Consider the following 14,132-nt stretch of genomic DNA (forward strand, 5'->3'; position numbering starts at 1 on the left):
GGCAACCCCTGGCTCAGGCAGATTGGGGGGCAGTCTGCTCGGAGATAATGTTCAGCAGCTTCACCCCGGCCATCTCGAAACTGTCGACGATTTCATTGGTACGGGTCTGAAGCAGTGCATGAAACATCAACAGGGGAATGGCCGACATGAGTCCGAACGCCGTGGTATTCATGGCAACAGAGATACTTTCCGATAACAGCGACGCCTTCTGGGATGGATCCGCAGCGGCCACGGCCGTAAACGCTGCGATAAGGCCGATGATCGTGCCCAGCAAGCCGAGGAGTGTCGCAATGTTGGCCAGGGTTGCCAGGTATTGGGTACGTTTCTCAAGACGGGGCAAGACTTCCATCAACCCCTCTTCCATGGCGTACTCAACATCTTCGCGGGAGTGATTGTTCAGCAGTCGACCAATGCCGGCGCTCATGATCGACGCAATGGCACTGTCAGAGCCTGTCGCGGCTTTCATCGCCCGCTGGTAATCCCGCTTCCTCAGCAGCGGCAGTATGCCCTTCTCGAAGGCAAGCCGGTTCCGTTGGCGCACCGAAGCAAGGTAGATGAAACGCTCAAAGGTAATCGCCAGGCCGACGGCCAGCACAATGGCAATCGGGTACATGAAGGGGCCACCTTCCTGAAAAAAACGAACAACAGTTTCCAGCATATTCAGACTCCCGGTTCTCTACTGCAGGGAAAGAGTGGAATCCAGCAATGGATTCAGGGTTTCACGAAACGTCCGGTGACGCTCAAGGGTCAACGGGTCCTTGGGTTCGAGCAGGTCCTCGCTTCCGGCATCCAGTTCAGCGCGTGAACGCCGCGGCAAGGTCGGCGGCTGCCAGGGCAGGATATAAAGCACGCCGGGGTCATCGTCGCCGGTATGGCGGTTGATTCCCTCCACGCCCAGTGCGACGGTGTTATCCGCGGCTTGAGGAGCCTCCGTTCCCGAGGCATTGGGCGCCTCATTGGCAAGGGCCATCAATGGGGTAAGCATCAAGCTCACGCTGGTAGCCGTCAGCCGTCGACAAAAGCGCATTCAGTTCAGCCTCCTTTCCAGGTCCGCAATCCACCCGGCCACCCGCTTCTCCTCGGTGCCCGCCAGCTCGCGGTAACGACGGTAATGCGCCAGTGCGCCGTCCAGGTCCAGCAGGTACAGCTCTGAGATAACGGCAAGGTTGTAATGCAGTTCGGCGGTAGCCGGGGAATGCCTGAGCCCCGTCTCCAGCACCGTCACTGCCTCATCAAATCGTCCCTGCTCTCGCAGCAACAGCGCCAGGTTGTTGGCCGTGAGCGCGTTGCCCGGGTTCATATCAAAAGCCTCACGGTACCGTTCGAGGGCCTCTTTCTTGCGTCCCTGCTGGTGTGCCTCCCAGGCCTGACGTGCCAGTTCACTGGCCTCGGCGGTGTTGACGACCACCGGCTCCGGCTTGGGCTGGCTGGCGCACCCCGCCAGCAACGCAAGACACCCCGCAAGCAGAACCGCGCGAGCTGTTTCAGGCGTCATCGTTGACCTCCTCATTCCACGTCATCCAGCGCACCTCCCGGTCGTACCTGCCGGGAAATAAGTCAGCCAGCACTTGCAGGCTGCGTTCCACCCAGTCATCAAACCTGCCTTCCGCCAGGCGTTGATGATTCTTTGCGTGCAGGTCAATGGCCTTTTCCTCGAACGGGTAGGCCTCCTCTTCAAGCAACATCCGGTACTGGGTTGCCTCAAGGTCGCTCAGGTTCGCCGGCGCTTCTGACGTCATCAGATCCTGTGCCATCACCCGGTACAGCTCTGCGCGGCGGAACAGGATTTCCGAACGAGCGCCGTCTCCAACCAGCTTCTCGGCTTGTGCAAGGCGCTCCCGCGCAGCCGAGAGGGCCGCTTGTTTGCGCGTCAGGGATTCGGCTAATGGAATTTGCAACGGGACATCGGCAAACCGACCAGCCTCCTCCGCACCGAGTACGATGGCTGCCCGCCCGGCCCAGGCCAGCGTGTCTTCCGAATGCCATTGGCTGGCGAGCTCTTGCTCTACCAACTCGGTTCGATATCGACGCGGCTCCACATTGTCGAGCACAAGACGGTGGCGCAGGATCTGGTTACGGATATGACTCTCGGAATCGTCAGCAGTTGAATCGCGATCAAGCCACGCAACATAGATGCGATTGCGAAGCTCGTGGGCCTCTGCCTTGTGATACAACTCTGCCGCCCTCAGCTGCTGACCCCAGGACGGCGACTCTTTCCCTTCGGCACGCATGATTTCATCCGCCGCCCGCACCAGTTGGCCCGATGACTGATAGGCAAACACCAGCTTCTCGCTTACGGTTGGGGTTAGGTCGTGCTGCGGGTAATCCGCGCGAAACCGGTTCAGTTCATTAACAGCAGTCTGCCAACGCTCTGCCTTCAGAAGTGTATTCGCAGCGTCGTAACGGCCTTTGATCGCAATATCCGACCCCGGAAACGCAGACTCCACACGCTGGAAATGTGCCACGGCGGTCTCAATGCGGCCCTCGTTCGCCGCTTTCTCCCCCTGGTAGTAGATGCTGCTGGCTAATTGCCGCTGCAGACTGTCGGTATCTTTGGCCAGCGCATCCTGTAGCAGCCCCTCCGAAATCAGTGCCAGTGATTGACGCCAGGCATTTTCGGCAAGCCCATAAGACGCCATCGCCACGTTCGCCTCACCGGCTGCCACCCAGGCGCTGTAGCGCTCCGCTGCACTGACAGACGGATGGGTTATGGCGAAATCGGAAAACCGTAGGGCATCGGCATAACGGTGCTGCGCGAGCATCCGGTTGGACATATCCGCCATCAGACCAGGTTGTCGTTGGTCTTCGGGGAACTTGGCAGCGAAGCGGTCTGCAGCGGCAGCCAGGTCGTCCAGTGTCGCGGGAAGCAAATTGCGATTGTCCAGGGCATCACGCTGAATCACTATGGCAGCCCAGGCAGCATCCGCTGCCGCCGGATCCTCTTTTATCTCATAATCGGTGTCATAGGCCGCCCGCTGGTAGTGCTCGAAGGCGTTAACGTGGTCGCCTGCCTGCAGGAAGGCATCACCGGCCAGACGAAGAACGTCACCTTCTGGGCTGGTCCGGTCAGCCAACTGACTGTAATAGTCCGCAGCCAATAGGAAAGATTCGCGTTGGCGAGCGGTTTGGTCCTCTTCGGCCTGATCATAGTGATAGTCCGCCAGTGACCGACTGAAACTCCGCCAGCGTTCCTGATCAGCACTGGCGAGCCGCTGGTAACGGGCATCACCGGAAAACGCCTGGACATACTCAGCCCTGGCGGCCCTTGCGCGATCCGTTTGCCCAGCCATACGCCAGACATCCACGTTCTGGGCCAGAAAGGCCGGTACGGCGTAATGCGCCTGGAAATCGCCGACAAAGGCATTGTTCGCCGCCACGCTGTCTTCAAAACGCCGGTTGCTGGCGTAGTAATCTGCCAGCCGGTCGTACAACAGGTACCCGTAGTCCTTGCCACCCGCATCGGTCAACCAGCCTGCCAGGGATTCAACCCCCCGGTCCTCCGCTGCCATCAGGGCAACAATCCTGAAGGTGTCGTCAACCAGTTCGGCATCGTTGGCGGGAATGCGGCGAAACCCACTGGTTTCCTCACCGAAACCGTCCAGTACCGCCAGGAAGGTCTTTGCGGCCCTTGGTCGGGCAGAAGGCCCTTGCTTGTACTGGCTCCAGCCCTGCATATATCGGGCCTTGGTTTTCAGGCTATCCGTGCCCTCACCCGATATCACACGGCTGTATTCGGACTCAGCCTCGGCATAGTCTTGTGCCGAAAACGCGGCCTCCGCGATGCGGAAACGGGCCTCAGGTACCAGAGAAGACGAAGGATAGAGACCTACCAGTTGGCGTAACCGGTCAATAGACTCCTCCGCCTGCCCCGTGTAGGCATGGGCCTTCGCCATCTGGTACAGCAATTCATCGAGCCGGCCCTGGTAGGCGCGTCTGTCGAGGATGGATTCATAACTTTCCAGCGCCTGTCGGTAGACCTGTTGTTCGCGCTCTTCGCTGAAGCTGACGTCTTCGTCAGTCACCTTCTGGATATTGGAAAGCCGGTTAAGTGCATCAATGCGTACTTCAGGTTCATCAGAGTGTTCAAACAATCGCTGGTATCGACGGGCGACTTCCGTTGGCGATATGGCCGGCATCGGGCGGGACTGGAATTCCAGGAAAACCGGACGCATATCAGCGATGGTTTCGCCGTCGCGACCCAGCTCTACCCGGAACGATTCCTGTGCCTGGGCACCCGCTGCGAAGGCTGTGAATAGCGCCATCAGGGAAATTGACACCAATGGCCTCATGGCTGACCTCGCTCGAGGTTTTCCAGGGCCAGGTACTCGTAGAGATGGGCAATCTGCTGCTCGGTCCGATCCAACGCAAACGCCATACGGTGGTCCTGCGCTTCGACATAGGCCAGTGCCAGTTCATCCAGCTCCGACTCCGCCCTGCCCAAAAGTGCATTGGCCTTGCGACGAACCGCCCGTATCCGCTCCCGCACAAGGTCAGTACGTGTTATTAGTTCATTGAGCGTGCGGTCTTTCTCTTTCAATCTGCCATCAAGCCTGGCAACGGACGCTTTCAGATCGGCCAATGTTCTGGCTGCACCTTTCAGCGCCTCTCGTTGTGCGGGAGAGGTGGTCCGGGCTTTCAGGTTCGCTAACCGCTGCACCAGCACTTCAATGTCTTCGTTGAAGAGACCACCACCAACGTCATGCCCCACCGGCCCCAAACGCTCACTGATGGCCCCCCGAAAAACAGCAAGGCTGTCTTCCCGCTGATTCAGTGTTTGCCTCATCTCCCTCAGTTCAGCTACCCGGTTGACGGTAGCCTGGGCAGTGGGCTGCTCGATGAAACGAATAAGATAGGCAGTACGGGGCTGTGTTAGCGTTCGGTTGTCGGCAAGGAACCATTGGGCCTCGGAGTTCCGGGCGTCCAGCACCAGCGCCTGATACGCACCCTTCTGACGAATCTGATCCGCCAGCTTACGAAGTGTCACCCGCTCGCTTTCATAGGACGCATTTGCAGCAAGATAGGCTTCCCCCGCCTGCCCCAGGTAACCGGCCAGGTCGTACCCCCTGCCCGTCCCGAGCCAGGCATTGGCAACACCGGGATAGGCCAGCGGGTATTTCTTGGCCCGATGCCAGGACTGCATCGCCGCCCGCTGGTTGCCACTGGCCGAGAGCGCAAGACCGTGAAGGTAGAGGCCATGAGGTGTGCGGTAGCTTTCCAGGGGGATTTTTTCCAGGAAACCGATGGCCTTTTCGTAGTCTTTGTGATCGTAGGCAAGGTAGCCGGCGCGAACCAGTAGTCGGCTTCTGAGCTCCTGGCTGCGCTGGCTATCAACGTCCCCTTCGGACATGGCCAGTGCCACTCGAAGTGCAACCAGTGCTCGCGAGGGGTTCCGATCCTGCCTGCCATAATCAGCCGCAATGTTCATGTAACCCAGCGCAGCCCAATAGCCAGGCTCCATGGACGCCAGCACTTTCCCGGCCCGATCAGTATGTCCCGCCTCCCGCTCAATTTCTGCCAACCGGTAAAGCGCCTTTTGCCGGGCCCTGCCGCTGGCTCGCTTGGCGGCTGTTTCAAGGTATTCCCGGACGCCGTTGCCGCCGTGCCCCGCAGCCAGCTCTGCCAATAGTAGTGCTGCCTGCCCCCGGTAGTACTGACCTTCGAGCAGCTCATTCAGCAGACCTTCAGCCTCTTGATAGCTCCCGGTGACCATAAGTGCTTTAGCGCGAACCAGGCGTTCAGCTTCGGTGACGGCATTCCGGGTGTAACGCAGTGCAGCAGCCGGGTCATGGGTGTCGAGGGCGAATTGTGCAAGCCCAGAGCGTAACGACGCCAAATCGCTGGCTCCGGACGCCAGCCCCGGGTTAAAGGCCGCGGGCAGACTGAGGGCAAACAGAATGGAGACTTTCCGAAGCTTAACGCGCACGACCATCCTTCCGCCCTATTTCCATTCCTGAAACGAAACCACTGGTTCGTAGTCTGGCGCCGCGGCATCCAGAGTCATCTGTAGGCGGGATTCGCCGGGTCGCTTTCGAAATTGGTGGGTCGCTTCCCGGCGCACAAAGCGCTCATTCGCTGAACGCGCCGTCAGAACCGCTTTTAACTGATGGGTGCCATGAGGCAGGTTACCGATATAAAGCCGCTGGACGCCGCCCTGCTTCAGGGAGTCGCGTTCCTGGTCGGTATACAGGTGCGAAGCAACGGGTGTCTCGTTGACGTACAGTTCCACCGAGTCCAGATCCAACCCTTCCCGATTCCTGAGTGTCAGGAAAACTGCCACTTGCGTGTCGACGGGATAGAGAACGTTCTCCTCCAGTTCGTACAACGTCTGGCTGAGGTCCGCTACATCGGCTTTCAGGCGGTCGATCTCATGATCCAGCGACTCTGCAAAGGCGCTTCGCGTCAAACCGAATAGGCACGCCACCAGCATTGCCACGATGACCGGCCACACCACTCCTCCCTGGCGCCTAACCGTTACTGTTTGCTGCGCTCCGGCGACCATACGCTTCCTGCCTCTTGCAATGTTCTGTAACAAACCAGCAGAAAGAGTAACACTTGGTAACAGGCAAGAACGGTATCCAGATCACCAATTGGAGATCCGAAACCGTCGGTTTTTTTAACAGGAGGAAAACGTTGGGGTATGTCACGTTTTAGGGAAAGGCGCTTGATCGCGGTTAATCGACTGATTTACAGACGTTATCTTTAACTGGCCCCGGATTTGCTCCGGGAAGAACGCGGGGAAGCCTATTGGCGCCCCCGTTTGATATGCCGAGCTTAGCCGATGCCATCAACCGCATCGGCTTTTTTTATTTGCTCAGTTGTTTCATGGCCGATTCCAGACCCTCAATGGTCAACGGATACATGTGGTCATTCACCAGTTGGCGGGTCATACCGAGCGACCCACCCATACCCCAGTAGTTCTCTGGCAGTGGATTGATCCACACCACCTTGCGGAAGTGGTCGGTAATTCGCTGGAACCACGTTGCACCGGCTTCCTCGTTCCAATGCTCGATGGAGCCGCCTGGGTGTGACACCTCATAGGGCGCCATGGTGGCATCCCCTACAAAGATCACTTTGTAGTCCGGCGTGTACTTGTGAAGAATGTCCCAGGTACTCGTCGTTTCGTTCATCCGGCGAATGTTGTTTTTCCACACGCTTTCATAGATGAAATTATGAAAGTAAAAGTACTCCATATGCTTGAATTCGAGTCGGGCAGCCGAAAAGAGCTCCTCGCAGACCCGCACGTGTGGGTCCATAGAGCCGCCCACATCGAAGAAGATCAGGACTTTCACCGCGTTGTGCCGTTCGGGAACCATTTTCAGGTCCAGGTAACCGGCATTGCGGGCTGTGGAACGGATGGTATCGTCCATGTCGAGCTGGTCCGCAGCGCCCTGGCGAGCAAACTTACGCAGCCTGCGCATGGCTACCTTGATATTGCGGATGCCAAGGGTAACGCTGTCGTCCAGGTCCTTGAACTCCCGTTTTTCCCAGACCTTTACAGCACGGCCATGACGGCCCTTATTCTGGCCAATGCGAAAGCCTTCCGGGTTGTAACCGTTAGCACCGAAGGGTGAGGTGCCGCCCGTGCCAATCCACTTGTTTCCGCCCTGGTGACGCTCCTTCTGCTCTTCCATGCGTTTCTTGAAGGTGTCGATCAGTTCTTCCAGCCCGCCAAGGGAATCGATTTTCGCCTTGTCTTCTTCAGACAGCTGTTTTTCGAATTCCGCGCGCAGCCAATCGTCCGGGATTAACGCCTGCATCAGGTCATCGAGGTTTTCTATGCCCTCGAAGTAGGCCTGGAACGCCCGGTCGAACTTATCGAAATGGCGCTCGTCCTTGACCAGACATACACGGGCCAGGTAGTAGAACTCTTCCATATTCGCAAAGGCGAGCCTGTTCTGCAGGGCTTCAAGCAAATCGAGGAGTTCGCGCAGGCTGGCGGGCACCTTGGCTCGCCGGACTTCGAGAAAGAAATCAATCAACATAGGGTGCTGCTCTTGCCGAATTTCAGCTGCGACGACGGGCCATAAAGGCCAGCTTCTGCAACAGGTGGACATCCTGCTCGTTCTTCACCAGTGCGCCATAGAGCGGCGGCAAGGCGGAACTGGTGTCCTTTTCCTGCAGCATTTTGGCAGACAGTTCATCCGCCATCAGCAGTTTGAGCCAATCAATCAGTTCCGAAGTGGACGGCTTCTTCTTGAGCCCTGGCACCTTGCGAACGTCGAAGAACACTTCCAACGCATCGCGAACCACCTGCTGCTGCAGACCCGGGAAGTGCACGTCCACAATGCTCTTCATGGTGTCGTGGTCCGGGAAGCTGATGTAGTGGAAGAAACAGCGGCGCAGGAAAGCGTCCGGCAGCTCCTTTTCGTTGTTACTGGTGATCACGATGATTGGACGATGCTTGGCACGCACAGACTGCTGGGTCTCGTAGACGAAGAATTCCATGCGATCGAGTTCCAGCAGAAGATCGTTCGGGAACTCGATATCCGCCTTGTCGATCTCATCGATCAGCAGTACCACCTGCTCCTCGGATTCGAAGGCTTCCCACAGCTTGCCCTTGACGATGTAGTTGCTGATGTCCTTGACCTTCTCGTCACCGAGCTGGGAATCCCGCAAACGCGAGACCGCATCGTATTCGTACAGTCCCTGTTGAGCCTTGGTGGTGGATTTGATGTGCCAGGGAATCAGGCGCAGGCCCAGGGACGCAGCCATTTCCTCGGCCAGGAGGGTTTTACCAGTGCCGGGCTCGCCCTTGATCAGTAGCGGGCGTTGCAGCGTTATGGCTGCGTTGACTGCCATCTGCAGGTCATCAGTGGCTACGTATTTCTCGGTACCGGTAAACTTCATGCTGATAGTGTCCTGTTCAATTAGCGGTAAAACGTCTGTTTGAAAATAGACTCAGAGTATAGAGAACCGAAGCCGTTCTGATAAGAGCCCTGTTCGATTAACCGCCGATTACCGATCCTTTCCCCCATCCTTGTCATCCTCTTCAGGTTCATCGTCGTCGAAGGGATCGCTCTCCTCATCCGTGGCTGGCAAATCGTCGAACTCGGAGAGATCAAAGTCCTCCAGCCCGAATTCGTCTTCACCATCCTCCACCTCCGCATCAGCAACGGGAATATCGTCCTCGGGCAACGCTTCGTCTTGCGGAAGTTCCGGCACTTCTTCAGGTTCCGGTTCCGGCACCTGTTCTGGCTCGGGTATCTCTTCAGGTAGGTCTTCAGGCGCCTGTTCCGGTTCGAGTTCAGCGATAACCTCTTCCTCCGGAGACTCCTCTGCGACCAGAGGCGGTTCCTCGTCGTTGTCCGCATCCTGTTCCTGCGCAGGTTTTCGGCGCTTCACCAACAGCCATACCACCCCGGCAACAACCACGACACCGAAGGTGCCGGCTGCGGCCCATACCCAGAACGGAATGCCGCTGGCCGGCCCCTCAACGGTGGCCGGCATTTCCGGTTCCGCCTCTGCCTTGTCGACAGGCTGTTCCTCAAGCGGCTTAGGTTCCGGGTTCTCAACCTGACTGATATCGATCGGCCCTGAGCCGGACACAGGCGGCTCAATTTCGGGAGCAGGTGAGGCCTCTGGAAATTCTTCCTCAATCACCGGGGGCTCGTCAGCAGCGACATATCGGGTGACGGTACTGAAGCGCCGGGAAAACGTCTGGCCATCCGCTACAACGCTGAGTTGGTATTCTCCGGCACCGGGCAGGCGTGTAATGGCGTCGGTATAAATCCCGTCCTGCGGTGGCTGATCCGGCGACAACACCTTGTTGCCACTACGCCCATCTTCTGAGGTTAACGCCACACTGACATCGATAACTCCCAGGAAGTCCGGGTTTTCGATTTTCCGGTCTTCCTCAAAGAAGGCCACCTGGAGGGATATTGGTTCGTTTTCCGTGAACGTTGGCGGGACCGGGCTCACAACCATCCGTAAATCGCTGACGACAGTGACCCGGCTTCCCTCACCCAATTCGCCAATAATCTTCCAGTCACCGGCTTCGGGACTGGTGACAGTAACCAGGTCGTATTCCGTTTCGCGTACCCAACGCATCCCCTCGGTGGCAGACTCCGGCCCCGCCTTGATGCCGCCCGGACTGACCAATTCAAGCGTTCGGTTGGCGGCGGGCTCATCATCCGCGCGAAAAATCAGCGCGGTGAATTCCTCTACGCCTCCGTCCACCTGAAAGCCGTTGTCCTCAATGGGAACCTGTTGCTGCGGTACGGCGGTATTCAGCGCCTCAAGAAAAGCCAGAGTCAGTGCATCAGCGGACGACGCCAGGGCATAGCGGCCCCCGGTGCGTTCCGCAAGGCTCTTCAAAAGAGCAAGGTCTGCCTCCTCGGACAACGCGACGGTATGAAGGGTGGCACCACGGCGGCTCAACTCGTCCAGCAACGCCCCCAGAATCCTCTCGCGCTCGCGATCATTGGCATTCTCATTGTCGGAGATATCCACTTTGCCATCGGTGAGTAGAATGAAGTCCGTATTGTCGAGACTGTCCGCACCCAACAGGTAATCATCACTGGCAACCTGAATCGCCTCTCCCAGATTGGTCCGAAGGGCGACTGAATTGATCTCGTCCGACCGCTCGACCGCCAGCCCCCGCCAGTCGTCAGTAACTTTGCCATGGGGCACCAGCATGTTGACGTACTGACCAAAGGTCCAAACTCCGGCATTGGCTTGCGCTGGCAGCATGCGCGCCAACAGCCGCACAGCCGGACGGCGCAGGTTGTTCGGGTCGTTGGTTTTCATGGAGCCGGAGATGTCGACAATGATGCGGACATCGGCGCTGTCGGGCAGTTCCAGGGTTGGCGCCTGCTGCGCAAGCGCTGTAAGAGGAAGGATAAGAAAGACGGCAAACAGGCGGCTCATGAGTCGCATCAGGGCAGCTCCGTGCGGGATGTCGATTGTGGGAAATCTCAGCGTTTAACCAGTCGGTATCTGACGAGGTCGAGAACCCACACCAACACCATCACCAGGGATGCAATGCCCAGATTCATGAACGCGCGGCCCGCGTTGGCAGCGTCACCCAGTATGGTTTCGTAGCCGCCGTGCAACCAGGCTGGCATCCACCAGCCAGCCACCTCACCGGACTCGACCGGGGTCAGCAGGATGACAATCAACGCGGCCTGCAACAGGGTGCGGATGGCATAAACCGGAATCACCCGGAACAGGCGGGATATGGTGTAGAAAAACACCACAAAGGCAACGGCGTACAAGGCCCAGAATATTCCATAAGCAAGGTTTGTTTCTGCGTCTATCATCAAAGGATCCAGTGAATTATGTGTTCTTCCCAATCGTCTTCCGGCACATCAGCTTCCGAGATCACACGGTTACGCACCGAGATACCCGCGTCATGAACCGAATCGGGGTCACCCGACCGTAGCGGGTGCCAGTCTGCCAGCGCACGGCCTTCCGCCAGTGTACGGTAGGCACAGGTGTATGGCAGCCAATGGTAGTCGTTCAGCGTATCCGGTGTCAGCACCGTGCATGCCGGCACTTTCTGCAAGCGCTCGGAATACACGCTGCACTGGCAGGTTTCCTGCTCCATGTAACGACATACCAGCTCAGTGTAGTAGACATCGCCGGTGTCTTCGTCTTCCAGCTTGGCCAGACAGCATTTGCCGCAGCCGTCACACAGGGACTCCCATTCCCTGGTGGTCATCTCGTGAAGACGTTTACGCTGCCAGAACGGAATCTCTGCGATCATTCCCCGCCGGGCTCCGGTTTACGGCGAAAGTCTACGACATAGCCACTGGATTCCTCAGGCATCTGCAGAAAGAAATCCTTGTCTGCAATAGCCTCCAGAACCTGCTTGCCAGACGTTCGGGCCAGTTTCCGATCCGGGGTCATGACCAGGTCCATGGCGTGTATTGGCTGGCCGAATATGCCCCGCAAGCTATCCGGCAGGTCATCCCAGGCCTGGCCCCGTCGAATATAGATGTACGTGTCCGGCTTCTTACTGCTGCGAAACACCGACACAAAGGTTTTTTCGGTCATGATTTCAGTAGTTCCTCAATCTGTTCCTGCACCGGTGCCAGGATGTCACGGCGCCAGCCCTCGTCAAACAGCCCGGCAGTCAGCTTTCGCTGTTGCACAACAGCCTCAAGACGCTTGCGAGGCGCCAGCAGCTCCACCGGCACATCCCGCTCCTCTGCCGCTTTCACCATGAGGCGTTTGAGCTGTTTATAGAACATCTGGTCCTGGCGGCTCAGGGGAGCGGCGATAACGTCGATGCCGGAATTGTCCGCAGTCGATGCCTCCGCAACCTTATTGATAATCGTATCCCCGTAGCGCCTGACTACGGCCGGAGGCAAGCCCTGGATATTCGATAGCTCAGGTACGGACTGTGGCAGTCTCTGGGCGATGGCAATCAGCAGCGCATCGGCCACAACCCGGTTGCGAGGCCTATTCCGGAGGCGTGACTCATTTTCCCGCCAACACACCAGGATTTTCAGCACACCCTGCTGTTGGCGGCTCAATGTCCAGCCGCCTCGCAGTTTCAGGTAGTGGTTGTCAGGGTTGTCCTGGGCCGCCAATTCTTTTGAAAATCGCGTGGATTCGTCAACCAGAGCCGCTTCAAGGCCCCGCTCCTGCAACCGGCTCATTACCCAGTGATACAAGGGAACCAGGAAGCGAACATCGTCCAGAGCGTAGCGTTCCTGAGCCGCGGAAAGCGGGCGTGAGACCCAATCTGATCGCGTCGCCGATTTATCCAGTGACTCACCGAAGAGGGTTTCGACCAGCCGGGCATAACCGACGGAAAAGCCGGCGCCAGCCAGCGCAGCACCAATCTGAAGGTCGACAACGCCCTCCGGTTCCAACTGCAACCAGTGCCGGAACAGCTCAAGGTCTTCGCTCATGGCGTATAGCAGTTTTGGAGTGCCCGGGTCGGTAAGCGCATTGCGAAAGCCCTCAGAAGCCTCTGCAACCGCAGGGTCCACCAGGCAGAACCGCTGCCCCAACCCTAACTGGACCAGGCCTGGAATCGGAAAGAAGGTGTTTACGCGCTCGAACTCGGTATCCAATGCAAGCGGTTCGCCCTGCCCTTCGGCAAGCCAGCGGTCCAGATCGTCCGGCTCCCGAATCCAGGTAACCGTGTCGGGAGCCGCAGGAACGGAAGCGGCCGGGGTGTTGGAATCCATATAATAATCCCGGTCAGGTTTATTCAGTCAGAGGTTTTCGGCCACGGAAGGCGTGGGTCAGGGTGAATCCGTCAACATAACCCAGTTCGCCCCCCACCGGGATACCATGGGCAAGACGGGTAATCAGGATATTGCGGCCATCCAGCCTGTCGGCAATGTAGTGGGCAGTCGCCTCACCTTCCACGGTTGGGTTAGTCGCAAGGATCAGCTCTGTAACCCCTTCTGCGTGGATGCGTTGCAGCAGCCGCTCGATACCGATTTCCTCGGGGCCCACGCCGTCGATGGGCGACAAGTGCCCCATCAGCACGAAATAACTGCCGCGGTAATCGCCCGCCTGCTCGATGGCAAGGAGGTCGGAGGGGCTTTCCACCACGCAGAGCGTACCAGTACGTCGCTCGGGGTTTTCGCAGATATTGCAGGTAGGCGTATCGGCGAAGTTCTGGCAGCTTTCGCAGCGGCGCACACCGGTCATGGCGCGATCCAGTGCATCGGAAAGCCGCGAGCCTCCGGAGCGGCCGCGCTCCAGCAGGTGGAAGGCCATACGCTGGGCCGTTTTCTGACCGACGCCAGGCAGACAGCGGAGAGACTCCACCAGTTCGTCTACCAACGGACTAAAAGCCATCAGCTATCCTCAATCAGAACGGCATCTTGAAGCCCGGAGGCATACCCATACCGGACATCATGCCGGACATTTTGTCTTTCTGGTTCTCCTCAACACGGCGCACGGCATCGTTGATAGCAGCCGCCAGCAGGTCTTCCAGAATTTCCTTGTCTTCGCTCAGCAGGGACGGATCAATATCCACTTTCCGCACGTCATGGCGGCCGTTCATGGTCACCTTGACCAGGCCCGCGCCGGCTTCGCCGGTAATCTCGGCCTTGGCGGCCTCTTCCTGGGCCTTCTTCATTTCTTCCTGCATCTGCTGGGCCTTTTTCATCAGGTCGCCCATATTGTTCATCACGCTCACCTTTTACAGAATTGCCTTAGAGAGTTGC

At 58.1% G+C, this 14,132-nt stretch carries 15 protein-coding genes; all 15 read right to left on the bottom strand.

Features of this window, described 5'->3' with window-relative positions:
* Window positions 1–13: 13 nt before the first annotated feature.
* The gene (locus AC13D2_RS13945; protein ID WP_482938786.1) at window positions 14–658 is read right to left on the bottom strand and encodes a MotA/TolQ/ExbB proton channel family protein; all 645 of its coding nucleotides are present in this window, start codon (window positions 656–658) and stop codon (window positions 14–16) included.
* Window positions 659–676: 18 nt separating this feature from the next.
* Window positions 677–1,027: a hypothetical protein gene (locus AC13D2_RS13950; protein WP_482938787.1), complete on the bottom strand. Its 351-nt coding sequence runs from the start codon at window positions 1,025–1,027 to the stop codon at window positions 677–679.
* Window positions 1,028–1,495 carry a tetratricopeptide repeat protein gene (locus tag AC13D2_RS13955; protein ID WP_292050111.1) on the bottom strand — a complete coding sequence of 156 codons (468 nt, stop codon included), beginning with the start codon at window positions 1,493–1,495 and terminating at the stop codon, window positions 1,028–1,030.
* Window positions 1,485–4,277: a tetratricopeptide repeat protein gene (locus AC13D2_RS13960; RefSeq protein WP_482938788.1), complete on the bottom strand. Its 2,793-nt coding sequence runs from the start codon at window positions 4,275–4,277 to the stop codon at window positions 1,485–1,487. Before AC13D2_RS13960 ends, AC13D2_RS13955 begins: the two co-directional genes overlap by 11 nt.
* 8 nt (window positions 4,278–4,285) lie before the next feature.
* Window positions 4,286–5,929: a tetratricopeptide repeat protein gene (locus tag AC13D2_RS13965; protein WP_482938789.1), complete on the bottom strand. Its 1,644-nt coding sequence runs from the start codon at window positions 5,927–5,929 to the stop codon at window positions 4,286–4,288.
* Window positions 5,930–5,938: 9 nt separating this feature from the next.
* Window positions 5,939–6,448 carry an AraC family transcriptional regulator gene (locus AC13D2_RS13970; protein ID WP_300494452.1) on the bottom strand — a complete coding sequence of 170 codons (510 nt, stop codon included), beginning with the start codon at window positions 6,446–6,448 and terminating at the stop codon, window positions 5,939–5,941.
* A 355-nt stretch (window positions 6,449–6,803) separates the two neighbouring features.
* Window positions 6,804–7,982 (bottom strand): vWA domain-containing protein, encoded by a 1,179-nt coding sequence (locus tag AC13D2_RS13975; RefSeq protein ID WP_420388893.1) that lies wholly within the window; start codon window positions 7,980–7,982, stop codon window positions 6,804–6,806.
* A 22-nt stretch (window positions 7,983–8,004) separates the two neighbouring features.
* Window positions 8,005–8,847 carry an AAA family ATPase gene (locus tag AC13D2_RS13980; protein WP_036205447.1) on the bottom strand — a complete coding sequence of 281 codons (843 nt, stop codon included), beginning with the start codon at window positions 8,845–8,847 and terminating at the stop codon, window positions 8,005–8,007.
* A 108-nt stretch (window positions 8,848–8,955) separates the two neighbouring features.
* Window positions 8,956–10,875, bottom strand: coding sequence for a VWA domain-containing protein (locus AC13D2_RS13985; RefSeq protein ID WP_482938790.1), 1,920 nt, complete (start codon window positions 10,873–10,875; stop codon window positions 8,956–8,958).
* Window positions 10,876–10,913: 38 nt separating this feature from the next.
* Complete coding sequence (locus AC13D2_RS13990) at window positions 10,914–11,258, bottom strand: hypothetical protein (RefSeq protein WP_199449253.1); 345 nt, start codon at window positions 11,256–11,258, stop codon at window positions 10,914–10,916.
* The gene (locus tag AC13D2_RS13995; protein WP_482938791.1) at window positions 11,258–11,704 is read right to left on the bottom strand and encodes a YcgN family cysteine cluster protein; all 447 of its coding nucleotides are present in this window, start codon (window positions 11,702–11,704) and stop codon (window positions 11,258–11,260) included. Before AC13D2_RS13995 ends, AC13D2_RS13990 begins: the two co-directional genes overlap by 1 nt.
* Window positions 11,701–11,994, bottom strand: a complete 294-nt coding sequence (locus AC13D2_RS14000) for a YcgL domain-containing protein (protein ID WP_292050106.1) — start codon at window positions 11,992–11,994, stop codon at window positions 11,701–11,703. The genes AC13D2_RS13995 and AC13D2_RS14000 overlap by 4 nt, the downstream gene beginning before the upstream one ends.
* Window positions 11,991–13,139 carry a ribonuclease D gene (locus AC13D2_RS14005; protein ID WP_300494440.1) on the bottom strand — a complete coding sequence of 383 codons (1,149 nt, stop codon included), beginning with the start codon at window positions 13,137–13,139 and terminating at the stop codon, window positions 11,991–11,993. The genes AC13D2_RS14000 and AC13D2_RS14005 overlap by 4 nt, the downstream gene beginning before the upstream one ends.
* A 19-nt stretch (window positions 13,140–13,158) precedes the next feature.
* On the bottom strand, window positions 13,159–13,761 hold the full coding sequence (gene recR, locus AC13D2_RS14010) for a recombination mediator RecR (protein ID WP_300494437.1): 603 nt from the start codon (window positions 13,759–13,761) through the stop codon (window positions 13,159–13,161).
* A 13-nt stretch (window positions 13,762–13,774) separates the two neighbouring features.
* The gene (locus tag AC13D2_RS14015) at window positions 13,775–14,098 is read right to left on the bottom strand and encodes a YbaB/EbfC family nucleoid-associated protein (protein ID WP_174447635.1); all 324 of its coding nucleotides are present in this window, start codon (window positions 14,096–14,098) and stop codon (window positions 13,775–13,777) included.
* Window positions 14,099–14,132 lie beyond the last annotated feature (34 nt).

The organism is Marinobacter sp. B-12 (assembly GCF_056857915.1).

What these genes read in the sequence shown, in the direction of transcription:
- AC13D2_RS13945 (WP_482938786.1), bottom strand. Translation starts at nt 658, where the DNA reads ATGCTGGAAACTGTTGTTCGTTTTTTTCAGGAAGGTGGCCCCTTCATG.
- AC13D2_RS13950 (WP_482938787.1), bottom strand. Translation starts at nt 1,027, where the DNA reads ATGCGCTTTTGTCGACGGCTGACGGCTACCAGCGTGAGCTTGATGCTT.
- AC13D2_RS13955 (WP_292050111.1), bottom strand. Translation starts at nt 1,495, where the DNA reads ATGACGCCTGAAACAGCTCGCGCGGTTCTGCTTGCGGGGTGTCTTGCG.
- AC13D2_RS13965 (WP_482938789.1), bottom strand. Translation starts at nt 5,929, where the DNA reads ATGGTCGTGCGCGTTAAGCTTCGGAAAGTCTCCATTCTGTTTGCCCTC.
- AC13D2_RS13975 (WP_420388893.1), bottom strand. Translation starts at nt 7,982, where the DNA reads ATGTTGATTGATTTCTTTCTCGAAGTCCGGCGAGCCAAGGTGCCCGCC.
- AC13D2_RS13980 (WP_036205447.1), bottom strand. Translation starts at nt 8,847, where the DNA reads ATGAAGTTTACCGGTACCGAGAAATACGTAGCCACTGATGACCTGCAG.
- AC13D2_RS13985 (WP_482938790.1), bottom strand. Translation starts at nt 10,875, where the DNA reads ATGCGACTCATGAGCCGCCTGTTTGCCGTCTTTCTTATCCTTCCTCTT.
- AC13D2_RS13990 (WP_199449253.1), bottom strand. Translation starts at nt 11,258, where the DNA reads ATGATAGACGCAGAAACAAACCTTGCTTATGGAATATTCTGGGCCTTG.
- AC13D2_RS13995 (WP_482938791.1), bottom strand. Translation starts at nt 11,704, where the DNA reads ATGATCGCAGAGATTCCGTTCTGGCAGCGTAAACGTCTTCACGAGATG.
- AC13D2_RS14000 (WP_292050106.1), bottom strand. Translation starts at nt 11,994, where the DNA reads ATGACCGAAAAAACCTTTGTGTCGGTGTTTCGCAGCAGTAAGAAGCCG.
- AC13D2_RS14005 (WP_300494440.1), bottom strand. Translation starts at nt 13,139, where the DNA reads ATGGATTCCAACACCCCGGCCGCTTCCGTTCCTGCGGCTCCCGACACG.
- recR (WP_300494437.1), bottom strand. Translation starts at nt 13,761, where the DNA reads ATGGCTTTTAGTCCGTTGGTAGACGAACTGGTGGAGTCTCTCCGCTGT.